Below are 26,034 nucleotides of genomic sequence, written 5' to 3'. Positions count from 1 at the left end.
CCTTAGACCGGGCTGTGACTACCGGTCGATGCTAGTTATCACCACAAATTCTACTCACAGCAAGAGGGTTGTCAACTCATTTTTTCATGGTTTAAGGGAAGGTAAAGCCGGAAGGTGCTTCCCTCGCCTTCAACACTTTCAAGCCGAATCGATCCGTCCAGCAAACGCGCCAAATCCCGGCTGATGGACAGGCCAAGTCCTGTGCCGCCAAATTTGCGGCTGATCGATCCATCGGCTTGTTGGAAAGCTTCGAAAATGGAGTGATGCTTATCTGCAGGAATGCCGATTCCCGTGTCTTTGACCGAGAAAACCAGCCATTTCCCCGAACGTTCAGGCTCGTCCACTTGTTCGGTGCTTACCGTCAATTGTACGGCTCCCTTATGCGTAAACTTGATGGCATTGGACATCAGATTACGCAAAATTTGCTGCACACGCTGTGGGTCAGACCACATGGTCTCCGGTGCGTCAGGCGATTTCTCCATCAGCAGCTGAATTCCTTTTTTCTCAGCCACCAACTGGAAGTGACTCATTACATCTTCAACGAGCTGCGACACACTAAAATCCTCATAAACGATATCAAGCCGCCCAGCCTCGACTTTTGACAAATCCAGAATATCGTTAATCAACGTAAGCAGCTCTTGGCCGGAATGGTCTATCATCGCCGCAAACCGAGCAATATCCTCCTGGTCCATCGTATCGCTGTTTTCACTAATCATCTGGGCAAAGTTAATCACACTGTTGAGCGGTGTTCGCAGCTCATGCGACATGTTGGCGAGAAATTCGGACTTGTACTGCGAAGCCAGCATCAACTGCTTGGCTCGCTCTTCCAGTACAATTTTGGCCCTCTGCAGCTCTTCCTTCTGCTCAGACAATAAGCGGTTGGTACTTTGGATAAGCAGAATCCGATTCTGTTCATTCTGGAAGTCCCGCAGGATAAAAGCAAAAATAAGACTAAGTAAAATACCGGTAGGAAGCGTGTAGGGCATAATATGGGAGAAAAAATACGTTGGAGGAACGACGCCAAGCAGCGCAATGTTGATGCTGTTGACGACATTGACGATCACGATAACCAGCACGCCCTTGATAATGAGTCTGTAGTCACTGCGTCTCATCCATATATTTAACCCTGCACATAACACTCCAAGGATCGCCATGTTGCCCAGAGCCGCCAGCGTAGCCTCATTGATGCCAAAGGTTAATCGGGACAAGCCAATCCCGGCACCAATAATAATCAAACTGTATGACTGCCTGAAGGTCAGAACAGCAATGATTAATGGGACAAACCGGAGATCAAAAATCACTTCATCCGTTAGCTGAAAGCCAAATACCGTACTGATCCAACCCGCAAAAATAAGAACAAGCACGGAGCTCCATTGTTTAAATCTGGAGGAAGCACGTATCACAATGTATTTATAGAACACACTAGCCAGATAGGCTATGGTGATGAGCATCCCCATATTTAATACGAACATCTTAGAAAATTGCATTCACTCACTCCTGTTGTCCCGTTTTGTTCGTAGACACACCATTGTCCGTATGTACTTCTATCATATCATGCCCATACAGCCTTCGACATTCTTGGCACATCAAAAAAATACACAAAAATACACAAATCCGGATTCAATTTGTGCTCGAAACATAGTAGAATATAGTGTTGTTTAATTTATCGCTGTGATCCACTTCCTTGACGGATTTGGATTGAAAGGAGAAACGTTGTAGTGCAAACGTTAAAAAGCAAATCCTACTGGCTGTCATTAAGCTTGATGCTTTCTCTGGCTGTCATGGGACTGTTATATGATGTTCTTAACAGCCCTGAGCGCGGATTCGCCGTGCTCAACTCCCCGATCGATCGGCTCATTCCTTTCGTACCCGGAATGTCCCTTCCTTATCTGGGCTGGTACCCATTTGTGTTCGGTGTATTGGCATACCTCTGTGCCAAAGACAGACTTACCTATTATCGTGTACTGCTGTCCATGAACATCTGTGTCTGGATCTGTTATCTGATTTATTTCAACTTTCAGACCAGTGTTCCTAGACCAGAAATTACAGGTACAGGTCTAGGCGCATCCGTCCTGGGATGGCTCTATAGTCAGGATCGCCCTTATAATTGCTTCCCAAGCATTCATGCACTTCATTCCTATCTCGTGATGCGAGCGGTTCTCTCGGTACAGAGCATTCGCCGTTATGTCAAATGGCTCGTAGCCGCTGGCGCAACGCTGATTGTGCTGTCCACCCTGCTGATTAAGCAGCATGTGATCTATGATGCTCTGGGTGCAATTGTCCTTGGTGAGTGCATCTTCACCATTATCACCGGACTGTCCTTACACCGGCGGCGCCGGAAAGGGTCAAAGTGGACCGAGGGGATCAACTGACCCCTCGCTCCGACGAACCGTGGAGATGCTCTTTCCTTCTCCACTCTTCTATAAACAAGCCTGCAAAATAAGGGTCCCATTGGGTCCCTTTTCCTTCTTCCAGGATAGATAGCGCTTTCTCATGACTCATGCCGTTTCGATATGGACGATCCGAGGTCATGGCATCAAAGGCATCCGCAACGGCAATAATCCGCCCGAAGAGCGGAATCTCTAGGCCCGCTTTGCCATCCGGATACCCTTTTCCATCGTAACGTTCATGATGAGACCGCACGCCCGGCAAAAAATCAGCCATTGCATCCATCGGTTCGATCTGTAATAAAATGCTCTCGCCCAGTACCGGGTGGGTCTGAATGATTGCGAATTCTTCCTCACTCAGTTTCCCGTCCTTGAGCAAAACCTCATCTGGCACTCCGATTTTACCAATATCATGAAGAAGCGCGGATTTGTACAGCAAATCTGCTTGCTCCTCACTCATACCACTCAGTTTGCCGATCATGAGTGAATACTCGGCCACCCGCATGGAATGTCCGGCCGTATACTTATCCCTCGCATCCAGTGCAGCAGCCAGCGTGGAAAAATAGCTCTGCAGCAGCTGCCGATTACGTTCCTGCCTCATCTCCAACCGATTAATCATCATATTAAACCCGGAAATAAGAGCCGAAAACTCATCTGCATACAGGTCAGGCGCTCTTCTGCCCAGATCCCCTTCCTGAATTCGGTTCATCTCTTTTGTTAATTCTGCGACTGGATCACGGACATCCCGGATCAGCAGCCAGCTGCCTACCAAGGCAAAGCCAGCCCCCAGCACAACAACGATAATCCCCCATAGGATATACTCTTTCGCAAACTCCTGATCCATATACTGAAGCCTGATAAATGTAGCCAGGAAAAACAGAAATAGCGGAAATAATCCAATGAGGGCCGTGCTTAGCTGAAATTTCCGCTGAATGGATACGAGTACACGTCCTCCCAATGACGGCTCGGTGCCATATTGCTGTTTACCTCGGCGGCGGGCCTCCATCAGAAGCGGTCTAATCGCCCGAACTGTCAGGAAATATTCAATTAACGCATGCATGATGGCAATCAAAATGGCACAAGCCGCTGCCACGGCAACATAGTTTGTCGGAAAGTCCAACCAACCCACTGTAAGCATCCATAGAGTTAACCCTGCAGCTGGCAATGAAAATCCCAGCAAATGGGGCCCCATGACCCTGTAGATGGTCCGCCCCGGAAAACGGTGTATCACCTCATACATTCGGCTCAATTCTGCCCGCTCGTAACGCTCCTGAGCAAAAAACTGCCTGATTGGTCTAAGCTGAATTCGTAAAGCTATACCTTCTGCAACGAACATAAACAGAAGGGAAATAAACACAATCATGATCAAATATACAAGCTCAGTAGTTGGTATTTGCAAGGTAGAGACCATCACCACAGTACCAACAACAAATACGGCTGCGAGTGAGCCTACCAGATAATTGCGCACCAGACGAAAGATAAATGAACGGTATATCTCCACCCAAACCCCTCACTCTCTATGTGCAACCAGTTCTCCCGATTAATGTAAGGGGGAGATTCAGGGTATTGCCTTTATTTTTTATCGGTCAAGCCGCGTCAAAAAATTAATGATCTTCACAATCATTCATCTCTGGCATATTACACTATGTGCATATCTCCATTTGTAGTCATGCTCCAAGCTAAAAAAAGACTGTTTCCCTCAGGAAACAGCCTCGTATCATCACTTATTCTATTTATCCTTCAATCTTGGCAGCCAGAATCATCGTCCCCCGAGGCTCGTCACCCATCGCATCCGGTTCCAGAGTAATGGCAACTGTGTCATAGTCATTGACTGAATCCAATGTGTAGTACACCGCACCCGTGCCATCATGGCTAAGGAACGTTCCGGCATTCTGAGGTGTATCCCCCTTGATCAGCCATACCTGGAATGCTTCGTTTCCTTCCAGATCAGGCAGATTCTCTGCCTGCACAACCAGATGTGTACCCTTATCGTCAATGACGATGGTCGCCAGTCCATTCGCCACGATGTCCTGTGCTGCAGGGCTAAGCTTCACGGCTTCGCCCATGCGCACGGAGCGCGATGGCTCCTGCACAGCCGCAAGCTGCTGCTGCAGCTCTTCATTCTGCGCCTGTGCCTGTGCGAGCTGCTCCTGTGCAGCTGATGAGCCGGCCGCTTGCTGCGTGAGTGCATCGATTCGGCTCTGCAGCTGCGCAGCGTAGATGCCGAGCACCAGCGCCGCCGCAGCAAGGCCTGCGCTGGCCACACGCCAGGCGCGGCTGCTGCGTGCACGCGCGCGCCCTTGCGGCTGCCATGGCGGTGCCTGTGCAGCCTCTTCTGCCCGGGCTGCAGGCACCGCCGTGTTCGGCGGCATGCCCTGCCCGGGCTGCGCCGCATCTGCGTGCTGCGGCGCCGGGGTTGCCTGAAGCACCTCGGGTGCTTCAGGCTTCGCAGGAGCAGCCGCCGGCTTCGCCTCGGCGCTCTCCTGCGCGCTGCCGAGCACGTTGCCCAGCACACGTGCCCGCATTCCCGGCGGCGGCGCAACTGGTTCCGCCGCGAGTGGCAGGGAGCCGGTGACTTCCTGCAATTCCTTCACTTCCTGGCGGCATGCTTCGCATGTAGCCATATGTGCCTCAAATGCTTCCACTTCCTCGGCTTCCAGTCCGCCCAGCACATACATCGGTGCCAGATCAGACCACTCTTCATGTCGCTCTATCATGGATGTTTGCCCTCCCTTCCCGCGTCCGGCTGCAATTCAGCATCGGCTAGCAGCTTCTGAAGCTGCTTCATTGCTAGCCTGACCCGGCTCTTGACCGTACCCAGCGGTATCCCGTATCGGCTGGATACTTCCTGCTGCGTTAATCCCCCGTAATATATGGATTCAATAACCTGCTGCTGATCGCTATTCAATTGAGATAAGGCTTCCCTGATTCGGGTTCCTTCCCACTTACGCTCCACTTCTTGTTCCGTATTGGTTTGTTCGTCGGCATACGCTGCCAGCGATTCGTTCTCTACCGCCATTGTCGCGGCACCTTTCGATTTGCGCCTCAGCATATCCACTGCAATGTTTCGCGTTATGGCAAACATCCATGTGGTTAGCTTCCCCTGGGAGGCCTCGTATCGTTCTGCGTTATTCCAGACTCGCAGGAACAGTTCCTGTACCGTTTCTTCTGCCGTCATTGGATCACCTACGATCCGGTAGGCAAACGAATACACTGCCCGCTCATAGCGGTCATATAAAAGCTCCAGTGCAGATGTATCCCTCTCTGCGATCTGTTGCATTAACCTGCTGTCCTCCATTGATTCAGTCATGCGAGGGCCCCTTTCTTGATCTCCCTCAACATTATAACCTACGAAAAAACATTTGAAGAGGATTACCTTATGGAAGAAAAAATCTGAAAACCTTTCATGAATTTTCCTCGCAACACACTTCACCCTTCCTTTATCTTGCAAAAAATTACAGACTGTGGTATACTCTTAAAGTTGGTATTAAACCTCAACTGATTTTCTATCTTCTTTTAACCCCGGAATATTTTCTTCATGCTGCGACCGCAGCGAATATGTACAACCAACCTATGGAGATTGAAGAACCTGAATCACAATAACCCGGTATAACAGAGTTTCACAAGATTTTCCCATTCACACTGGCGCGGTCATCGGAGCCGCAAGGACAAAAGAGAGGTAGGGCTTTTGTTGTTTTGGAAGTCACTTATTCTTGAGAAGATTGAAAACATACACAAACCAAGCACCCGGAATTGGGTTCCGGGTGCTTTTCCATGTCTGATTACATATTTTTAAATTTAATTATCCGAGCTTTGTCGAAAAGTTTTCAATTAGATGAACATGGTTTTGGAGATAATCACGAGCAGGATGAAAAGCACCAGAATGGTACCCATGGATCCCCAGCTTCCCCCACCGTGACCATAAGAAGTTCCACAGCCTTTGCTGTAACCATAACCGTGCACGACTGGAGCTTGGTTCGCGTGGTGTCCGTACCCGTATCCATATCCGTATCCAAGCGGCATTGTTCCACATCCGTAACCGTACATTTCGTGACCTGTGTATGGGTAACTATGCATTTGTTCATGACCTCCCATATGTCCGTATACGTGTCCCTGTCCGTTCGGTGAATTCGGTTTAACTTCGCTCATTGTTCATTCCTCCTTAGCATTTGCCTACACCCCTAAGCTATGTATTTTGCCTACGGCTGGACCGGGCTATGGCCCTCATTTGGATAAAATGGGCACTTTTCGCCTTGGATTGGCGTGGAGATATACCTGTGTTTTTTCAATCTAAATTTATGTATGCTTCTTCTATCCAAGCCACCCGCCCAGCTTGTCCACAGCCAAAAAAACCCTGCCGGTTAACCGGCAGAGTTCGCTATATTACACCCAGAAAGATTTAGTGATGATGACGAGGAGAATGAACAGAACCAAGATGGCTCCAGTCGATGTCCAGCCGCCGTATCCTACGCCTCCGACTTCGCTCATGGAGAACCCTCCTTTACCAGAGAATTCGTGTGTGGGGCTAATAAACGCTATTATACCCAGAAAGATTTAGTGATGATGACCAACAGGATGAAGAGAACCAAAATGGCACCAGTCGATGTCCATGCTCCGCCGTATCCACCTACAACTCCACTCATGTAAAACCCTCCTTTGATTTGAGGTACAGTTCACTATATGCAGAAGTCCTTTTCCAGACCGGGCTCTAGACAAAAATGGGCTGGTGTCCACGACCGTATAAGCATCCTAATTTATTTAACAACTACTTAGATAAGGATTCCTGTTCTCTATATTGCATATTTCAACAACCACTAGTTCTTTGGATAGATGCGCATGTTTGAGCTTAATTGTTTATATAGTGGCGCTAACTGCATAACTCCATTAAAAATGGATGCACAAATATTGCCATAATGGTATTATTTATAGATTAATCTGTTGATTAATTGTTCCAAAATTACCTTTTTGGTAATTTTATATTCTCTTTTATTTAGTAATGTTATTATTTTACTATTCATGTGGAAAGGAGTCTTTATGCCTACTTTGGGTGAGCGCATTAAATATTTAAGAGAAATGAAGGGGTATTCACAGAAGGAATTGTCAGAAAAAACGGATCTCACCATAGTCCAATTGTCCCGATATGAAACCAATCACAGAAAACCTGATCCTGAAGCTTTATGTTGTTTAGTAAAGACTTTGGACACCAGTGCAGATTATCTTATCGGTCTAACTCCCGAGTCATCATTAGCATCTCCAATAAGGAATCTGAATCAAGAATTCATTTCATATCTGGATCATCCTGTACATGGGACCTTCTTAAAGAGTTTTCTTAGTGCACCTGATCAGCTTAAAAACGAAACCCTGCAATTTTTCAACTTTATTATGAGTAACTACGAGAACTCAACTCTGGAGCACCGTAAACACACGATGACTTAAGAAAAAATCTCATCCGATGAGAAGCACATTAGGGGATATTAGAGATCATGAAGAAACTTATTACGATTCTGGCATTAACTGCATTGCTTAGTGCTTGTGGTAATTCAGAAACAACCAAAACAGCAGACACACCAACAACAGAAACAACAAGTGCAACAGAAACTGTCTCTGCCGAGGCTAAGACTACCAAATACACTACATACAGTGGGGAAGGCGTCTCATTTTCTTATCCAGATCACTGGAAAAGCATAGATACAAGTCAAATGAATGCAGCAGTCAAAGCAGCATTTTCAGACCAGTCAACATCATCACAATTTGCAGATAACATTAATTTCACCATCGAATCCAGCCCATCGGGTTCAATTAATCCTGAAGAGTTTGCCAATAATGTTGTAGACTATTACACACAAAATGGTGAATCTATTGGCATTTCCAATTATAAGAAGGTTAGTTATACCAATAAGCCCTACAAGGAATATAACGCAGGTGTTTTGGAAGGAAACTATACACACACTTCCGGCACCGATATAGTTCTCGTCCAGTACATGATCCCGACTAATAGTGAACTCTACACCATGACGATAACCTATTCCAAAGATTCCTATAATCAGGATACCGTTAACGAAATCATTAATTCCCTAAGTATCTCAGCTCCTTTGGAACAGACTGCTGGAAGCACGGTTGCGGAAAGCACAGCTGCAAATTTTTTCAATGATTTAACACCTTTTATCACAGATAACACAGCTGTATTAGATCAGGCTTCTTACGATTTTATTGCCAGCAATAGCGACTTGTTCCCTGCAAGTACAGCGGATCTTCGCAAAAAGGCAAAAGGTCTTGTTGACTCCAAAGTTACAACCAGACATCTTAATAAAAACGTGGCTAACTATTATGAGGATTTCGTCAGTGTCAGCGGACAAGTTATTCAGGTTGAAGAGGATAACTCTCTCGGATCAACTTTTTCCATTGTTCTTGTTATGGATGATAACGGTAACTATGTTACAGCACTATACCCAGCAACAACTGGAGATTTACTTGATGGAGATTACGCTACCGTAATCGGTGCACCTATTGCCAACTACTCATTCCAAAATGTCGGAGGCGGTTTTACCAATTCCACGTTGATTGGAGCTTCACTGGTAATCGCTGAATAATTCCATTTGCACAAATAAGAACTCAACCTAAAAGGTTGAGTTCTTTTCATTCCCTGCCTCATTTAGTTATCACAAACACGAAATCACATAGTCCCCTCGTCATAATCATAACTTTATTAACACAAATCGTAAGAACCAATTTTACACTCCAACTATATATTTATGTTTATTTCCAAGTACAACTCCCCGCGATAAATCGCATTCATAATGATTCGTAAGAAGTAAAAAAATAATATATTTCACCCGTGTCAATCATCCCTGATTAGGGTATTATTCTCAGGTATAACACATTTACATAGGAGCTGATGATAAAGGTGAAAATGAAAAAAGTTATTCTTGCTTTATCTATAGGAATGTTAGTTGGTTCTTCTTCCATGGCTGTGGCTGCAACCTCCCAAAAGGTGCAAGCAACGTTGGCGAACTTCAAAGTTATTGTTAACGGTCAGTCCAAATCAGTAACATCCGATCAATTACTTTATAAGGGCAATACATACCTACAACTTCGTGAAGCTGCCAAAATTCTCGGTTATGAAGTAAATTACGCAAGTGCGACCCGCTCTATCGAATTCTCTGCAAAGAGTCAAACTCAAGCAGACTGGATTACTCTAATTGATTTATCTGCCTCCAATGGATATGACGTTGCACTCAAGGGAGACTCAGCGGATGTTTATAATGTATCAAAAAATCTTAAAACCATTCTGAGTGTTAATGCGAATGGTCTTAAGGAAAACGAAGAAAAGGTGGTAGCAGATCCATCGGGTAAAACAATTCGTTACAAAAAATTGCAGGGTTCTCTGGTATTGAATCGCGGAGATCTGAAAAAAGCTGGTTTGATCAAGTAATCATATTTTAATAAAGAGCCTCGCCGGGTATGTCTCCTGTGAGGCTCTTTCCTGTACTGTTACTCTGTGAGAAATACCTGGTTACTGCAGAGAAGGATATTCCCTGTCTGAAGAATAGGGAATTCGCCTATTCCCATTCTAACCCCTAATTCGGACGTACCTCACGGGATGCCAGCTTGTCCTGAACAGATTGCAGCTTCTGTATGCTGGAGGCATCCGGTTTATCCCGCCGATCGTCAATCTTGACGGATGTAGAGACCCGTTGGGCCCCCGATAGAAACGGAGCTTCATGCAGAGCCGCTATGGCTGTGAAGACCTCGTTCAGCGGTCCTTCGATAATAGTGCTCATTGAAGTCAGCTGATATGTAATGCCACGCTGGTTTTCCAATACGGCCTGCATGTCGGCCACATAACTGCTTAGACTGGTCGTTCCTGTTCCAATTGGAATTACGGTCACTTCTGCTATTGCCATCCTGCTCCGCCTCCCTTTTTGCTTCGTAGATTACCGTTGTCGCTATATTTAGCGCAATTTTGACTATTTTTATTTTAACAGTTGAAGGCATCACAATTCAAACTGACGTGAAGACGTCATTCCATTTGGACAAAAATTTTTTTTGAATAATCTTCAAATCTTCCAGTCCTTTTCCTTTGCGGATTCATGCCGTAAATGGTATACTCGGAATTACGTTTTAGTGTGCTGAACCTGTTTACAAACACAAGATGTTGGGTTAGAGTAGGATAACAGCAACAAAATGTAGTGACAAAGCGTTTCCCCACTTCTGAAAGTCATCTTCTGCAATCTCGCGAAAAACAGGATGGAATCACCTTTAAAGGCACGTCCCTGTAGGTGAAAATCGATTTCTCGAAACAGAACTGACGCCGAGGTTAACGGGGCTGTTTGGACTGCACCCGGTTGCCTCTATGACAGTCGCAACTAGATATGGACATAACCTTACATAATAGCACCTTACGGTCGACATACCATTTGCGACTGTCAGGAAGCCAGTGCATTCATGGGCATTTTCAGGCCGTCAGGCGGGGAGTGCTTTTTATATGATCATGTTCTGAAGCTGCTCCTATGTTACGGGGTCTTTGCATGCGCAAACTGTCACCACCGCAGTCCACCCTGATGTACCTATTTTTTTTCTCACCGTAAGAAGACACTCAATTCTTTATATAAGAATTCTCCAATTTATCTCTTAATCATGCGAAAGCGAGGAATATTCATGCCACAAGTTGTGATCAAGCCGAACAACCGCCAGCTTGCCTTTGACGATATGCGTATCTCGGTATATGCCGACCGTATCCTGGAAGGACTGGACATGCTGGACAAGGAACGTTTGGTACGCGGGGTTAACAGCAAACTTCGTCGTGACGAAGTAACCGGAGACGAGATCAGTAACGCTTTTATGATGAGCGCACTGGAACTGGTAACCAAAGAGGAGCCGAACTGGAAATTCGCGGCGGCACGCTCGCTGCTTACGTCCCTTTACAAAAAAGCGGCTACCAACCGTAGATACAAATCTTATCCGGACGAGCCTTACGGTGCATTCCATCCTCTCCTTGTAGACCTTGTAAAAAAAGGCATCTACCGTGAAGAACTATTGGAATGCTACACCAAAGAACAAATTGACGAATTGGCGGAATGCATTGATTACCGCAACGATTTGCTCTTTGACTACATTGGCTTGCTCACACTGGCAGAACGCTATCTCGCACACGACTTTGACGGCAAAGTAATGGAGCTGCCTCAAGAGCGCTACATGGTTATCGCCATGTACCTGATGCACCAGGAGCCTGCAGAGAACCGCATGCATCTGGTTAAGGAAGCTTATTGGGCGATGAGCAACATGTATATGACGGCTGCCACGCCGACCATGTCCAATGCAGGTAAAAAGGTGGCCGGACAACTCTCCAGCTGCTTCATCGATACAGTGGATGACTCCCTTGAAGGCATCTTCGATTCCAATACGGATGTAGCTAGACTTAGCAAAATGGGCGGCGGTATCGGTGTTTACCTCGGTAAAGTCAGAGCCCGTGGTTCGGACATCCGTGGTCACAAAAACACAAGCTCCGGCGTAATCCCATGGATTCGCCAATTGAATAATACAGCAGTTAGCGTAGATCAGCTGGGAACACGCAAAGGTGCAATTGCCGTTTACCTGGACGTCTTCCATAAAGACATTCTGGCGTTCCTGGATCTGAAGCTGAACAACGGTGACGAGCGGATGCGTGCACATGACGTATTCCACGGCGTATGTCTGCCTGACCTGTTCATGGAACGTGTAGCCAGCCGCGGTGAGTGGAGCCTGTTCTGCCCGCATGAAACGAAAAAGGTCATGGGCTGGAAAGACGAAAACGGCCGCGCACTCGGCTTGGAAGATTTCTATGACGAATCCTTCGGCGAAGGCACATTCCGCGAGAAGTATGAAGAAGCGGTAAACCACCCGCTGTTGTCCCGTATTACAGTACAAGCCATCGATATTATGAAACGCGTGATGAAATCACAGCTCGAAACAGGTACACCTTATATGTTCTATCGTGATACGGTTAACCGTTCCAACCCGAACAGTGCCCATGGCATGGTATACTCTTCCAACCTCTGTACCGAAATCATGCAGAACCAGTCTGCAACGGTAGTAGAAAAAGAAGAGCTTGTAACCAAGGATGGTCAAACACGCATCGTGATTTCCAAAGTGCCTGGCGACTTCGTGGTCTGCAACCTGAACTCCATTCACTTGGCACGTGCCGTGCCTCATAACGTGCTGGAGCGTCTGGTACCGATTCAGGTTCGCATGCTGGATAACGTCATTGACATTAACAACATTGAAGTACTGCAAGCCCAATATACCAACAGCCAATACCGTGCCGTAGGTTTGGGTACATTCGGACTTCACCACCTGCTTGCTCTTGAGGGCATCCGTTGGGAATCTGATGAGGCTGTAACCTACAACGATAACCTGTACGAAAAAATCAACTTTCTGCTCGTCAAAGCCAGCATGGAACTGTCCAAGGAAAAAGGACACTATCCGAAATTCAAAGGTTCCGACTGGGAGAGCGGTAAGTACTTCGAACAACGGGATTACACGACGGGTGAGCGCGTAGGCGAATTCGTAACGACCGAACAATGGAAAGAGCTGCAGGCTGAAGTTCAGCAAAACGGTGTACGTAACGCATGGTTGTTCGCAATTGCACCGAATGGTTCAACATCCATTATTGCCGGATCTACTGCCAGTATCGACCCGCTCTATGAGCTGTTGTCCTATGAAGAGAAAACAACGTACAAGATTGCCAACCCGGCACCAGACCTGTCCGACAAAACCATCTGGTACTATAAAACGGCCTTCCTGGTGGATCAGCATGCTTCCATCAACATGGCTTCTGCCCGTCAACGTCACGTCGATCAGGGACAAAGCTTCAACCTGTATGTCCGTCCTGATATCAAAGCAACGGAGTTCCTTGAACTGCACCTGCATGCCTGGAGAGCGGGTCTGAAATCGACCTACTATGTTCGCAGCCGTGCATTGACGATTGAAGAATGTGACTCCTGCGCAAGCTGATCGATAGATTATTAGATTCACGATGACCACCAGGGCATCCTGTTTTGATTGCAAAATGGCGCTGCCCTGGTACTTTTTTGCCCAAATTACGATCACAGCATCCCAGCGATGTTGATATAGATGCCACATATAGAACTTGATGTATAAATGAACTAAATATTACACCATAACGAAGAGGACAGAACAAAGCTGGAGAAGCGAAGCGCTCGCCTAAAAGCTTTCTGAAAGAAAGCTACTTCGGAAGCATACGCTATCACGGGATTTTACCCTTTGAAAGAAGGAATCAGAAAACCAGGGGATAACAGCGATCGGAAGGTTGTTCTGTCATCGTAGTTATACAGTGTAAATTCATTCAAGGAGTGAACGGATTATGCAAGTACAGAAAATTTTCAATACAGAAGCACCTAACCAATCGACTCGAATTATTGAAGGTGAATGCTCCGGGATCCTGAACTGGAACGACATTCGTATGCCTCATATGTACAAGCTGTACAAAGTACTGCTGCTCAACCACTGGATCGCTGACGAAATTCCAATGTCCAAGGATGCATCCCAATTCGCCCAACTGGATCCGGAAGAACAGCGTACATTCAAAATCAACATTTCCCTGCTGGCTGTTCTCGATTCCATGCAAACGATGTTTGTAGGTGACGTTAAACGGTACTTCACCGATTCTTCGCTTGAAGCGATCTCAGCCATTATCGGACAACAGGAAGTCGTTCACAACCAATCGTATTCTTACGTGCTGTCCTCCATCGTGTCCGATCGGGAGCAAAAAGAGATTTTTGAATATTGGAAACATGATCCCGTTCTGCTCGACCGTAACCGGTTTATCGCCGACATCTATCAAAGCTTCCGGGACGAGCCGTCTCCACAAACATTCTTCCAAGCCATGGTAGCCGACTTAGTACTTGAAGGGATTTTCTTCTACAGTACATTCGCCTTCTTCTACAACCTGGCTCGTGACCAGAAGATGATGGCAACCAGCCAGATGATCTCTTATATTCAGCGTGATGAGAATCAGCACTGCTACTTCTTCGCTGAAGTGTTCAAACAGCTGCTTGTTGATTTCCCTGAACTGAACACGCCTGAGAACATGGACTATGTCTATAAAACAATCGACCGTGCTGTCGAGCTGGAAACCAACTGGGCACACTACACGCTCAGCAATGTTCGTGGAATTGACCTGAACGAGTTGGAAGACTACATCAAATACATCGCCAACAAACGTCTGCGTCTCATGGGCATGGATAAAGCTTACGAAGGCGTGGATGTAAACTGCATGCCTTGGATCAAGCCTTTCTCTGACGAAGCACTCAATGCAACAAAAACAGACTTCTTCGAGGCGAAATCCCGTAACTATGGTAAAGTCGGCGACGACAACGGATTCGACGATTTGTAAGTTCAGATATAACATACAGAAGACACAATATATCCATAAAACACTCCCTCTATGGGAGTGTTTTTGTTACGATTTGTACCCTTCTCCCCATGGATGAAAATTCTGGGATATAATGGAGAAGGTTTGAATCTCCTATTGAAATGAGGCTAAAGGATGGAACGAGAACTGCTTGATCAATTGAACACCTGGAATGACCAGGATCTGTTTGGTCTCATTATCAAACGCATTGAACAGATTCCTGTACCTGATCGGAATTATGACCTGACAGGTCATCTTGCGAGAGCATATAACAATAATGCACAATACCGTGAAGCCATTCATCAGCTTAAGTCCGTTGAAGAGCAAGGCAAGTGGGATCCTCTCTGGCAATTCCGTCTGGGTTATGCCTATTACCATATGGCCTTATATGATCAGGCATTGCAAGCATTTGAACAGGCTGACCGGCTTCAGCCCTATGATGATTCGACACTCGAATTCCTGAATTCAACCCGTTCCAAAGTTGTAAAAATGCAGCGGGACCGGCAGCGTCATCTAGAGAAGCTGGCTGAATGGGAACAAAGCGGGATCCAGAACCATCTTAGAGCGGCCTCAGGCTCCTATGATCCCTCCACATTTTGGGAGCAGAGTGACTATGCACAGAGCAGCTATGTTTCTTCTCCTTTTGATGAAAGCCAAATCATCTCTACTGAGCAGGAACTGGGTTACAAACTGCCTGCTTCCTATATTCAATTAATGAACTTTCAAAACGGTGGAGTTCCTGCACGTACCGTTTTCCCTACAGAAGAAGCTACATCCTGGGCGGAAAATCATATCGCCATTACCGGCATGATGGGCATTGGGAATGACAAGTCCTATTCCCTTACCGGAGAAATGGGAAGTCGCTTCATGATTGAGGACTGGGGATATCCTGATCTGGGCATTGTGATCTGTGACTGTCCATCTGCCGGTCATGATGTCGTGATGCTGGATTATCGTTTCTGCGGTCCGCAAGGTGAGCCCTGCGTTGTCCATGTGGACCAGGAAGATGACTATGAGATCACTTACCTGGCACCGTGCTTTGAAGCATTTGTTCGTGGACTGGTGGATGAGGAAACATTCGATCTGGACGAAGAGGACGAGGACTAAACCGGCAGGAGGCCCTTATGACAACCCGAATTTATTTTGCTACCCACCAAATTGGCGATGTTCCATTCTCTTCACTTCAAGAAGCACTCCATGAATTCGACCTGGGAATCCTTGAAGAATACAAACAAACCGAAAAGGGAGTGATGGGCCAGACACTGCTCATCCGTACCTCTCAAGGGGAGTATATTTTGAAAGGCAACCCGTTGTATGTTGGACAGCTGCAGGAAGAACAGTTTTTCGCCCAGCAGTTAGCTCAGCACACCGCCATTCCTGTACCCGTTCCCTACCTGCTGCAAAAAAACACGGACTTGCTGGGTTGGAGTTATGCGATCATGCCTCGTTTACCGGGAAAACACCTGTATGATTCTTCGCTCCAGGCTGGACTCGGACAGGATGAGCAAGAAGAGATTGCCTCCATGCTCGCCCATAGCCTGATCGAACTGCATCGATGGAAAGTACCGGATGCAGGCGAGTATGACCCCATAGCCGAACGAATCGTTCCCTTTGCGGGGACTTATCTTGACTGGCTGTATGGAACCATCCGTCACTGGCTGCTGGATGCCCAGAAGTACTCTGTCATTACGGATGCAGATATAGCTTGGGTGGACGAACAGCTTAGGCTTGCAGAGGCTGCGTTTGAAGCCATGCCCGTTCCGGGATTTGTCATGGGCGATTTCAAGGTAGAGAACTTTGTCATCCAGAAGGTTGGCGACCATGCTTCCGACTGGCGCATTAGTGGCCTGTTTGATTTTACCACCTCCTATTTCGGGGACGGTACGGCAGATTTGACCAAAATGACAGCCATGTATATACATAAAAATCAGCCCGAGCTTGCCAAGCGCTTTCTGTACACTTACCGGGAACTTGTCTGCGCTGATGACAAAGAGCGATGCAAACAATTTGCCGTTCGCTTAGGGATTCATCTGCTGTATCAGCGTATTCTCGTCTGGGGAGAAGCCAAAGCAACCAATCGGGTCACATGGGAGGCAGATCTGCCTTTTGCAGTCTGGGCGCAGCACTATATCGATTCTGTGCTTGGATTGATTGATTAGAGCAACCGATCTGTATGCAACGAATAAGAATAAACCAAAAAACGGCCGAAATCAGGGACTGCCCCTGCTTCGGTCGTTTTTTTATCCTGTCTTGCTATCTAAATTGTTAAACGATAAGTTAAGCTTGGGCCTGCGTTACAGGCGCTTCCTGATGCTTCTGCAGAAACTCCAGCATCCGCCGATACACAAGAATCTCATTCGTCTTTCTGGAGAAGCCATGACCCTCATCGTCCAATACGATATACTCCACGTCTACGCCCTTGCCCTGAAGCGCCGCCACGATCTGATCCGATTCTGTCTTCACAACCCTTGGATCATTCGCTCCTTGAATGACCAGCATCGGGTTTACCATCTGGTCAAGGTAAGTGATGGGCGAGTCCTTCGTTAGCCTCTCACGGTCGCGAACGGGGTCACCGAGCCAGTTATCCATCATCGGTTTCCAATCCTCAGGGACGGATTCCAGGAACGTAAACAGGTTGCTTGGCCCAAAGATATCGACTGCTGCCCGGAACAGCTCAGGATGGCGACCAGCAAGCAGCAGCGTCATGTACCCGCCATAACTGCCTCCAACCACAAACAGGCGATCCGGTGAGGAGATGCCTTGGTCAAACAGCCAATTTATGCCTGCAACACAGTCAAGCCTTGGCCCCTCGCCCCAGTCCCTCTCTACCATCTTCACAAACTCGGCACCATACCCGGTGCTTCCACGGAAGTTTGGCGCAAAAATATGATAGCCCTGTGCCAGCATCAGCTGGAACATCGGCCGAAAAAACTTGGCTTCCGAGGCCTGTGGTCCACCATGCGGCCAGAACACCGTGTAACCGTTGGCCTGCTCCGGCTTGGCTTTAAAGAAAAGTGCCTCAATCTCCAGCCCATCATAGGAGTTGTACCGAACCAGGTCAGGATAGACCAGATCAACCGGATCAAGCCCTGTCACCCGGTTGGCCGTTAGTGATTCCCAAGAATCACTCCCCGCAGGCAAACGGTAGATATTATGCGGCTGAATCGCACCCCGGCCAAGAATGTACACATTGCCCGCTTTGGTTACGCGCGTCTGTTCTACCGTATCCAAAGGCATGTCGAGGCGACGCGGCTGCTCAGCATCTTTGCCCAGGATGTACATTCGGTTTTCTGTACCTGTAAGCGTCCAGAAGTACAATGTCTCCGATGCCTTATGCCAGCGAATCATCTCCACGTCCTCCCCTTCAATTTTGCACAAAGGTCGGAACTCGCGGGTATCCAGTCTATATTCAGCCACATAAGAGTATTTTTCCTTATCATTGGTGACGAGCAAAAGGCGATGGTCATCTGCAAATAGAATTTCGGATACCTGGCTCTGTCTCTCCGAATCGGGCAGAATGGATATCATCTCCCCTTCCAAGTGCAGGTGCGCTGTCTGATACGTATTGGAATACATTTTCACAATGACGAAGCTCTTCTCGTCGGGACTTATCGCAACCAAATAGCTCGTCGCCTCTTCCCCGCTGTACAACAGCACATCCTCGCCTGTCTCCAGATCGCGTCGACGTGAATTGAGATAATTCGGGTTACCCGCACTCGTCACGTAATACAGTCGCTGTCCATCCTCGGACAACTCCGAGAAATAACAGCGGTCATTCGGCTCTGCAGGCACAATGGGCAGCGGCACGCCACCCTCCGGTTTAAGCGCATATAGATGATAGTTCTCATCGCCGTCCCGATCAAACCCTGTAAGAATATGGCGTCCAAGCGGATCAGGCTTGATAAACTGACTGCTCTGGTTCAAGTACGTCAAGGGATACGGGTAGCCACCCGGCAAATCCATCGCCCAAATATTCGGTTCACCGTTCAAATTGCTGTCAAAAAACAAACGTTTCTCGTCCGCCGATACGGCAAAGTGCGAAATGCGATACGTCTGGAAATACTGCTCTACATCCGGTTTGGGAAACTGAAGCATGACAAACCTCCTTGGGAATGAAAAAAAGTATTTAACGGTGGTGAATTAAGGTATATTTGTCCATATTACAGTAAATTCCATTGTTTACACAATACTCATGTCATAGTCCTTTATCATTGTTGTTAACTTCTTATGCCATCCGTTGTATTCATCCAACGTACAGACATTTTTCTTTTTCCTGTCACGCAAAGGGAGGCGGAGTAGCCCTGACCTACATCCAGTGACTGCAACACATAATGCTGTCCCTCAAGCGCCATCACATCCCGATTATCCTTCTCTGCACACCATGTGTTTAGAGATCGCCAACGTCCGCACAACGACTGACCACAAGCCTTAATCCAAGCCTCTTTTCTCGTAAGCACATGCCATAGCCGCCATCTAGTTTCATGCTCTTCACTCCTGTTTTCCAGTACATATTGTCTCTCATCTTCGGTCAAAAATCGCTTGATGATGGCATCCATGTGTAGCAGTGGACGTACATATTCCACATCAATGCCAAGAGCGTTGTGTGCAGTTAATGCAAGCACAGATACTCCCTGAGTATGAGACAGGTTGAACTGAGGTCCTCCCTTAACATATGGCTTGCCTGCTGCACCATATTCGATCAAAATATTCGAAGCTTTCTCACTCATGTAGTGTGCCAGTACATATCTCAGAAAAGTCCTAGAGATCGCCAAACTATGGGCTGCAAGTAAAGATGTCTTCTTTTTTCTATGTACGCGTTCCTTTTCATCCGGACTTAATAGGAACATGTCCATATCCAATGTCGACAAAGAGTCCTCCTCCTGATCAGGAAGAGGACATGTCCAGATGTGTACTTCATCTGCCCGAAAACTTGTGGACCTAGCACCTGATGGGAAGCAACCCATTTCTAGCGTAAAATCCTGCGTTCTTAAGCATACACTCTGCATCAGGATACTCCGCCTCCTTCACAACTGTATATCTAACGAACAACCGACATTTGAAGATCCTCGGGATTCGCCATACGTTTCAGTTGAACCCGAACCTCCTCATCCGTCAGAGCCATCGCACACTCTCCCAATTGCATGTAATTCAGTCCGATCACTTCATATTCGGAAATGTGCATGCAGCGCTTTTTTAATGAATCCATATCTGCATAATAGCTGCTCATCCACTTCATACGGGCATATTCAAGATTATCCAGGGAGAAGGATTCAACAGTAACACGGCGGCATTGCTCGGCAACCCTATGATACAACTCGTACGGAGCCACAGAGTAACCACAAGCATTGGAAAAGGCAAAATCCTGCCTGTAGTAGTGATCCCATTCGGTCCCGTTGCCAAGTAAACCTGAGGCCACACAATCTGCAAAGAAGGTTGATGTTTCACCCAGCAATGCTTCCAAACCAATCATCAATGCTACCTGATCCTCCAACCGAGTAGGCGGGCTTCCTGCCCGAAAGCCGAAGCGTACAAGCGGCACGGGCAATCCGTAATGGATTTCCCGATAATTATCATTTCCCTCCTGATTCTGAGCAGGCTGACTGAACGGAGCGTGGAATGCCTTCTGTTGTACATCTGCCGGATATCTCTCCAATAGATCCATGATCTCAAAAGGATTTACCGGGCCTGCCACAGAAACGGCCATACGGGAAGTTTGGTAGTGTGTGTGATACGCTGCGGTCAATCCTTCTATGGTTACAGTGTCGACACTCTCTGTTGTACCCGCAACATCCTTGCCAATTGGGTGCCCTGCGCCATACATCATCACCAGCATCTGCTGCAAAGCCAGCCAAGTCGGCTGATCTTCGTACATCGCCAGCTCCTGGTGAATGGCCGCCCTTTCACGCTCCACATCTTCTCGGGTAAAGTACGGAGTCGCAAGCGTACTCATTAACAGTTCCAAACTGCTAATCAAATTGCCTGTACATGCCAACTGAAATGTCGTTACATCGTAACGTGTTAATGCAGAGGTTGAAGCACCTTCAGCGTGAAACAATGCCTTTAGATCCTGTTTATCCGGATTATAGAACATCATGTGCTCCAGAAAATGGGCAGTACCCGCTGCGTCGATATCATGAATCGAACCATAAGGCACAGACCATGAAACAAACGTGTGCCGATAATCCGGCTGTGGAAAGATATTAACAAACAGCCCATTGGATAAACGACGGCGAAAAGGGGCATGAGGCACGGTAATATTCATAAATTCACCTCCTTGAGACTATGCGGAATATTCATTCTCGGGGTAAAGAATCCAGGTGACCTGCTTCTTCAGTCCAGAGGCAACGGATACCACAGATTCGGGGGTAACTTCAGCAATCCCCTGTAAGAAATGGGCCGTAGTCATTTCACTTCCGGTCAGAATAAAATCTATATGATTGGCAATGATCTGCTGTGGCATATCGAAACCAACTTGCACAAAATGCATCACATTCTGAACCGTTGTATACAGCTCCTTCACAGAAATCTCCCCATCACAGATCCTGCTCCACTCGGAGTCGATGCCTTCCAGAACTTCAGCCACATGAGCGCTGCTGGTCCCCGTCGTAATATGCAGGGTTTCCCGGTAATCATCAAGTTGGCTGCTGATCTGATACACTCTCTGCTGCCGTTCTCGCAATTCAATCTGAAGACGGGAGGCAGGCGTGGCACCAAATAATGTGTGGAATACAAACAAAGCAGGATATAAAGGCGATCCGAACCGAATGCCTGTGCTGTAGGCAACATTGATTTTGCACTGTTGGATATCCATCAATTCCATCATCATGGATCCTGCCTCCTGTTGAACCTCTGGATGCTCCTGCTTCTCCGGCATCTGCTGTATTTGAGCCAGTGATTGCACCTTCGGCAGCCGCGCATCATTCCCCGCCTGATTTTGTTCGGCGAATCGCACGGTATACGCATCAGGGTCGCGGCTTATAAATTGATCCCAAATGTGGTTTGCAATCCGATCATGTTGCACATTGCCAATCACATGAATATGAATGGGGTTACGGATTAACATCCGGTACCACTGAAGCCATTCCACTCCATCAGCAAACAGTTCCGTTGGCTCAAGCTGCTGCAGCCGGCTTATATCCTCATACCCCAGCCATTCCAGACATCGCCCCTGCACAACCTTGTCCCATTCGGATGAATCATAATCCCTATGCTGCTGAGCCCATGCAATCGCTTCCTGTACCTTCCTCTCATCGAACTTTCCTTCTTCTCCAAAAGCTGGTTCATAAAGTAGAGTTGCAAGGAATTCTAGCGCATCCTTTAGGTTTGTTTCAGGCATGGAACCAGATACATCAGGCACACGAAGCATCAAAGTCGCTATCTGATTGTTCCCTTTGTACTCAAATTGACATCTGAATTCAGCACCATTCAGCGACCATAGCTGTCTTTGAATCAAAGATCTGGACGGAAACCGTCGGGAATGATTCATCAAAAGACGGACAATTACAACAAATGCCGCTGCGGGTATGCTGTTCTGTGGATTGATCAGACTGATATGTACATAGTGATTGGCATATTTGTGCGTGGACAAAATGTGCGCTGACAAGTTGTTACGTTCCTCTGTCATAAAAGACTGCATCCCTGCTCCTCCTTTCATTCCAGCTATGAGTCCAGACTGTAGACTGTACCGCTAGCTGTATTCAGGCCAAGTTGACCAAAACCTTCTAGCGGCCTGGATATCCAATCGACTTGGCTGGCTGTGTCAGTTGTATCAGGCCTTTCCTCATCTCCCCACTGAACAACCTGCTGATGATGCCTGTCCCAAAAACGCCATAAAGCCGGCTGTGCCAGCAGCTGTTTGCGAAATGGTTCGTAAATTCGGTCAGCAGCCAATGGGACATCCTCATCCAGAATGACAGGTGGAAGGAATACAATTTTGGAGCGAAAGTCTTCGGTTAACGTCATAAAATAAGGGCATACCGGCTTCTTCGTCTTGGCCAGAATGCGGAAAATTCCACTTCTGGTACGAATCCGTGAACTGAGAAAAGGAATGTTTGCCGCATGATTATCCGTATTGTATCCGGTCTGTCCATCCACAAAAAGACTAAAGGATCCTCCCTTGCGCAGGTGGGAATACAGCCTGATCCCGATCATCTCATCCTCTGCATTAAGCAGTTCTGCTCCCGCATACTTTCGGATGGCATCCCAGCCGGACAGTTTCTTCTCCTGTTCTACCGTTTCCCGCTCTGCAATGAGGTAAAATGGAAGTTTGGCCGACATGTGACCCGCACGAATCTCTTGTCCAATCGTAATCATATTGTGTCTGACAAACCCATAATGCCAGGTTAAAAGTGCACCACCTTCCTGTAAGGTGGCCCGCAGATGTTCACGTCCCTCCACCTCATCCCATTCCAGAAAGGAGTAAGGACTTTTTTTGTGTTCGTCAATGGTACGCAAGAAGGCAAGATAATCAATCCAGATCGATTCAGCAGTCACCTTTGGTTGTAACGGCTTGAATTCCTTAACAATGTTCATCAAGGCATAGAAGGAACCCAAATGGATTCCCTCCTCCCGTTCCTTATGCAGCTCGTCTTCGACCTGTTCATGATGCAGAGTGTACAATGATTTGAAATCCATCATAGGCTTGTCTCCTTCGAAGATTGTGAGATCGGAACTGAACTTCCCGCTGACACGCCAACGGCTTCATGGGTATCATTCCTGTGGCGTTCCCAATTCCGGTACATTCCATCCATCATATAGGTGAGCATCCTCAAAGCTATCTCATATTGACCAGGAATCTGCACCTCATGTTCCACTCCTTGTCCCTCCACCATATCAAATCCGACAAAGGGCAACGGCGATTCCAATGCAGAAATAACGCAATCTCGGGTATTAAACCAGGTGGGTCCTCCACTAATGGGAAAATCGACATAAGGAAAACTTCCTGGATCAAGGCAATCGAGATCAAACGATAAATACGCCGCTTCTGCCTGATGTGTCTGCTGAGTCTCAGCCAGAACTGTACGCACTCTCTCCGGAGTCATCTGCTCCGCCGAAATCTGGATCAACTTAGGATGGCTGTACATCTGATCCAAAGAGCGCAGGCCACGCAGGCCAATTTGTACAATCGCAGCAATGTTATCCTCATCAAGCAAATGCCTAACAAAATTGGCATGGTTCACTTGCTCCTGATGAATGGCATCTACCCCGCAGTCATGGTGAGCATCAAACTGAACCAAAATGATCTTCCCGCTCATTTGACTGAGCATGGATTTCAGAATTGAATATGTGATGGAATGGTCGCCACCGATACAGCACAATAAAGCCTTTTCTGATTGAGTGTAATTCAGTGCTGATTGGAGTCCTTCCATATAGAAATAATCTCCCTCATGTTCACAGGGTACGCAGGAGCCCAGATCCTGCATGCCTATGAATTCAAGCAATCGCTGACCATTGCCAATATCAGTTAAACCCGATAAGCGGGACTCCGTCAGGGCCGGGTATAATACCTTTTTCCAGGATTCAGCCCGCAGACTTTGTTCAAACTCCCCAACCTTGGATTCCTCCATGCCCGTGCCTCCAGCATAAGGGATGCCCAGAATATAGAGACGAGGAGAAGCGTGGCTAGCAAGTGGCTCCAGTGAAAAAAAGGGGATCACTGGCGGTGCAATACCTGCCAGTTGCGGTACAAGGCGCGGCTCCAGTTCTTCAGCTGGCTCGATCTGATAAAACTGGCTGAACGAGTTATCAGCAGCGATTAATGCATTCCCGAGGCGACGCACCAGATATACAGGTTCCAGATCTTTCATAAGAGGGCCCCCTGCTATTAAATAATTTAGTTATGACTGTGTTGAATAACTTCGGCCGTTTATGACCTCCTGCCCTTCCAGATCCGACCCTCCGGGTACAGACTGTTCTGCGTACTCCCGCTTGAACATCCGAAGTACGGGTAAGAGGCAGAATAGACTGGCTGCGTTAACGAAAGCGATCACACTATAAAAATAGACAACTTGATTAAATACTCGCGTTAATACCCAACCTGCCGTAATGATTAGCAGGAAATACACCGCGTTTAATAAAAGAGCCTGATACCCCCTTCCACTCTGTTCCATGGTAAGCAAAGTGGTCATCATGGGACCCATGGTGAGATAGGAAAGGGCAACAATCGCAAGATACCGCGCAGCTTCAGTACGGGATACAGGATCCGCGATCAGAAGAGCGGTAAGAGGATCACGCCAGATCCAGATCACTACAGAGATTACGGCATAAATGATAAAAGACTGCAAAAGGCCCCTGCGGTAACTTTCATATGCTCTCGGTCGATGTGCCTGTTGGAGGTTATGATTGATCAGGATTCCAATTGCGGACCCGATGACTATGCCAGGTAAGATCGCCATGGTCTGTATGCGGTAACCCACACCGAATCCTGCTACAACCCCTTCACCAAAGTGGCTAACAATTTTATTGAAGAAAAATGTACTAACAAAGATTAGACAGTATGAGATGAATACCGGAATGCCGACCTGCCGGAGCGCAATAAGGTGCCTCTGTACAAACGCAAGCCTTACAGCAACCAGTTCTTTACGCACAAATAAAATTAGAACAGAGATAAGCAGGGACAACGTGGAAGAAATGAGATTGGCATAGATAATCCCCTTTAGATCAAAACCAACTAAGGAGACAAACCAATACACAAGCAGAATATTAAGTAACGCCGTACCAACAGCATTCCACGAGGCGGCTTGTGCCCTGCCAAGTCCTCTCAAGGCAGCTCCACTGGCTGCTGCGAGTACAGCAGGCACACCCGCAGCCATCATGCCAGCAACATAGAATGCAAAGAGTGGCCGGACATCACTCGGAACCGCATAAAACCAGGACAGCAAGGGTGATAGCAGCATCACCAGACCCCCCATAACAATGGCCAACACCCCTGCACTGCCCATCATGTGAGCAAACAACTGTGTAAAGTATGGGGATCCCTCTGCTCGACTGCGAGATACAGCAACCTGAACAGACAGCTGTGTTGCTTCCACAATGGCAATCATAACGAAGGAAATGGGGATATACAGCGATAACACGTACAGTACGGTCTGGCTTGTATGGCCCATGAAGAATACGTTAACCAGCTGCGTTGTGACATTGACCAAAGAAGCGAGAAGCATTGGTATTGCGGTGCGAATCAACAATCTGTTCACGGATCCAGAAGTATAATCCAGGCCTTGCACGATGAAGCACCTC

23 protein-coding genes are annotated in these 26,034 nt (G+C 47.3%); 8 read left to right on the top strand and 15 right to left on the bottom strand.

Annotation, left to right across the window (positions count from 1 at the left end; genetic code table 11):
* Window positions 1–71: 71 nt before the first annotated feature.
* Window positions 72–1,487 (bottom strand): sensor histidine kinase, encoded by a 1,416-nt coding sequence (locus AC3WQ3_RS11670; protein ID WP_492472350.1) that lies wholly within the window; start codon window positions 1,485–1,487, stop codon window positions 72–74.
* Between the two features lie 231 nt (window positions 1,488–1,718).
* Between AC3WQ3_RS11670 and AC3WQ3_RS11665 the strand changes: the two genes are divergently transcribed.
* Window positions 1,719–2,372 (top strand): phosphatase PAP2 family protein, encoded by a 654-nt coding sequence (locus tag AC3WQ3_RS11665; protein WP_492472349.1) that lies wholly within the window; start codon window positions 1,719–1,721, stop codon window positions 2,370–2,372.
* Here AC3WQ3_RS11665 and AC3WQ3_RS11660 read toward each other — a convergent pair.
* The 6 genes from AC3WQ3_RS11660 to AC3WQ3_RS11635 form a co-directional block, all read right to left on the bottom strand.
* Entirely contained in the window at window positions 2,365–3,888 is a 1,524-nt protein-coding gene (locus AC3WQ3_RS11660; protein ID WP_154896593.1) for an HD domain-containing phosphohydrolase, read from the bottom strand. The genes AC3WQ3_RS11665 and AC3WQ3_RS11660 overlap by 8 nt on opposite strands.
* 232 nt (window positions 3,889–4,120) lie before the next feature.
* The gene (locus AC3WQ3_RS11655) at window positions 4,121–5,104 is read right to left on the bottom strand and encodes an anti-sigma factor domain-containing protein (protein ID WP_492472348.1); all 984 of its coding nucleotides are present in this window, start codon (window positions 5,102–5,104) and stop codon (window positions 4,121–4,123) included.
* Window positions 5,101–5,697, bottom strand: coding sequence for an RNA polymerase sigma factor (locus AC3WQ3_RS11650; RefSeq protein WP_492472347.1), 597 nt, complete (start codon window positions 5,695–5,697; stop codon window positions 5,101–5,103). The genes AC3WQ3_RS11655 and AC3WQ3_RS11650 overlap by 4 nt, the downstream gene beginning before the upstream one ends.
* Before the next feature lie 521 nt (window positions 5,698–6,218).
* The gene (locus AC3WQ3_RS11645) at window positions 6,219–6,536 is read right to left on the bottom strand and encodes a hypothetical protein (protein WP_183525959.1); all 318 of its coding nucleotides are present in this window, start codon (window positions 6,534–6,536) and stop codon (window positions 6,219–6,221) included.
* A gap of 234 nt (window positions 6,537–6,770) precedes the next feature.
* Window positions 6,771–6,875, bottom strand: coding sequence for a YjcZ family sporulation protein (locus tag AC3WQ3_RS11640; RefSeq protein WP_212677023.1), 105 nt, complete (start codon window positions 6,873–6,875; stop codon window positions 6,771–6,773).
* Window positions 6,876–6,925: 50 nt separating this feature from the next.
* The gene (locus tag AC3WQ3_RS11635) at window positions 6,926–7,030 is read right to left on the bottom strand and encodes a sporulation protein YjcZ (RefSeq protein ID WP_192262833.1); all 105 of its coding nucleotides are present in this window, start codon (window positions 7,028–7,030) and stop codon (window positions 6,926–6,928) included.
* A gap of 391 nt (window positions 7,031–7,421) precedes the next feature.
* Between AC3WQ3_RS11635 and AC3WQ3_RS11630 the strand changes: the two genes are divergently transcribed.
* The 3 genes from AC3WQ3_RS11630 (at window position 7,422) to AC3WQ3_RS11620 (ending at window position 9,819) form a co-directional block, all read left to right on the top strand.
* Window positions 7,422–7,823, top strand: a complete 402-nt coding sequence (locus tag AC3WQ3_RS11630; protein ID WP_154896592.1) for a helix-turn-helix domain-containing protein — start codon at window positions 7,422–7,424, stop codon at window positions 7,821–7,823.
* A 47-nt stretch (window positions 7,824–7,870) separates the two neighbouring features.
* The gene (locus AC3WQ3_RS11625) at window positions 7,871–8,977 is read left to right on the top strand and encodes a hypothetical protein (protein ID WP_492472346.1); all 1,107 of its coding nucleotides are present in this window, start codon (window positions 7,871–7,873) and stop codon (window positions 8,975–8,977) included.
* 320 nt (window positions 8,978–9,297) lie between these two features.
* Window positions 9,298–9,819 carry a stalk domain-containing protein gene (locus AC3WQ3_RS11620; RefSeq protein WP_249281219.1) on the top strand — a complete coding sequence of 174 codons (522 nt, stop codon included), beginning with the start codon at window positions 9,298–9,300 and terminating at the stop codon, window positions 9,817–9,819.
* Window positions 9,820–9,964: 145 nt separating this feature from the next.
* Here the strand turns inward: AC3WQ3_RS11620 and AC3WQ3_RS11615 are convergent, their stop codons facing one another.
* Entirely contained in the window at window positions 9,965–10,291 is a 327-nt protein-coding gene (locus tag AC3WQ3_RS11615) for an MTH1187 family thiamine-binding protein (RefSeq protein ID WP_095291795.1), read from the bottom strand.
* Between the two features lie 754 nt (window positions 10,292–11,045).
* On the opposite strand from AC3WQ3_RS11615, the gene AC3WQ3_RS11610 reads away from it, so the two are divergent.
* The 4 genes from AC3WQ3_RS11610 (at window position 11,046) to AC3WQ3_RS11595 (ending at window position 16,958) form a co-directional block, all read left to right on the top strand.
* On the top strand, window positions 11,046–13,379 hold the full coding sequence (locus tag AC3WQ3_RS11610; protein ID WP_492472345.1) for a ribonucleoside-diphosphate reductase subunit alpha: 2,334 nt from the start codon (window positions 11,046–11,048) through the stop codon (window positions 13,377–13,379).
* Between the two features lie 370 nt (window positions 13,380–13,749).
* Window positions 13,750–14,781 carry a ribonucleotide-diphosphate reductase subunit beta gene (locus AC3WQ3_RS11605; RefSeq protein WP_095291792.1) on the top strand — a complete coding sequence of 344 codons (1,032 nt, stop codon included), beginning with the start codon at window positions 13,750–13,752 and terminating at the stop codon, window positions 14,779–14,781.
* A gap of 153 nt (window positions 14,782–14,934) precedes the next feature.
* On the top strand, window positions 14,935–15,906 hold the full coding sequence (locus tag AC3WQ3_RS11600) for an SMI1/KNR4 family protein (protein WP_492472344.1): 972 nt from the start codon (window positions 14,935–14,937) through the stop codon (window positions 15,904–15,906).
* 17 nt (window positions 15,907–15,923) lie between these two features.
* Window positions 15,924–16,958 carry an aminoglycoside phosphotransferase family protein gene (locus AC3WQ3_RS11595; protein ID WP_492472343.1) on the top strand — a complete coding sequence of 345 codons (1,035 nt, stop codon included), beginning with the start codon at window positions 15,924–15,926 and terminating at the stop codon, window positions 16,956–16,958.
* A 118-nt stretch (window positions 16,959–17,076) separates the two neighbouring features.
* Here the strand turns inward: AC3WQ3_RS11595 and AC3WQ3_RS11590 are convergent, their stop codons facing one another.
* The 7 genes from AC3WQ3_RS11590 to AC3WQ3_RS11560 all read right to left on the bottom strand — a co-directional run bounded on the left by AC3WQ3_RS11590 (window position 17,077) and on the right by AC3WQ3_RS11560 (window position 26,021).
* Window positions 17,077–18,894, bottom strand: coding sequence for a S9 family peptidase (locus AC3WQ3_RS11590; RefSeq protein WP_492472342.1), 1,818 nt, complete (start codon window positions 18,892–18,894; stop codon window positions 17,077–17,079).
* Window positions 18,895–19,016: 122 nt separating this feature from the next.
* Complete coding sequence (locus AC3WQ3_RS11585; protein ID WP_336783718.1) at window positions 19,017–19,667, bottom strand: 4'-phosphopantetheinyl transferase family protein; 651 nt, start codon at window positions 19,665–19,667, stop codon at window positions 19,017–19,019.
* 170 nt (window positions 19,668–19,837) lie between these two features.
* Window positions 19,838–21,061: a M16 family metallopeptidase gene (locus AC3WQ3_RS11580; protein WP_492472341.1), complete on the bottom strand. Its 1,224-nt coding sequence runs from the start codon at window positions 21,059–21,061 to the stop codon at window positions 19,838–19,840.
* Between the two features lie 18 nt (window positions 21,062–21,079).
* The gene (locus tag AC3WQ3_RS11575) at window positions 21,080–22,435 is read right to left on the bottom strand and encodes a M16 family metallopeptidase (protein WP_492472340.1); all 1,356 of its coding nucleotides are present in this window, start codon (window positions 22,433–22,435) and stop codon (window positions 21,080–21,082) included.
* A gap of 23 nt (window positions 22,436–22,458) precedes the next feature.
* Window positions 22,459–23,436 (bottom strand): LpxL/LpxP family acyltransferase, encoded by a 978-nt coding sequence (locus tag AC3WQ3_RS11570; protein ID WP_492472339.1) that lies wholly within the window; start codon window positions 23,434–23,436, stop codon window positions 22,459–22,461.
* Window positions 23,433–24,605: an arginase family protein gene (locus tag AC3WQ3_RS11565; protein ID WP_336783722.1), complete on the bottom strand. Its 1,173-nt coding sequence runs from the start codon at window positions 24,603–24,605 to the stop codon at window positions 23,433–23,435. The genes AC3WQ3_RS11570 and AC3WQ3_RS11565 overlap by 4 nt, the downstream gene beginning before the upstream one ends.
* A 30-nt stretch (window positions 24,606–24,635) precedes the next feature.
* The gene (locus tag AC3WQ3_RS11560) at window positions 24,636–26,021 is read right to left on the bottom strand and encodes an MATE family efflux transporter (protein ID WP_336783723.1); all 1,386 of its coding nucleotides are present in this window, start codon (window positions 26,019–26,021) and stop codon (window positions 24,636–24,638) included.
* Window positions 26,022–26,034: the final 13 nt, after the last annotated feature.

The sequence above is a fragment of the Paenibacillus sp. FW104-T2 genome, assembly GCF_058789975.1.
Note: the sequence above shows the minus strand (reverse complement) of the source record. Positions and strands in the feature narration are given on the sequence as shown.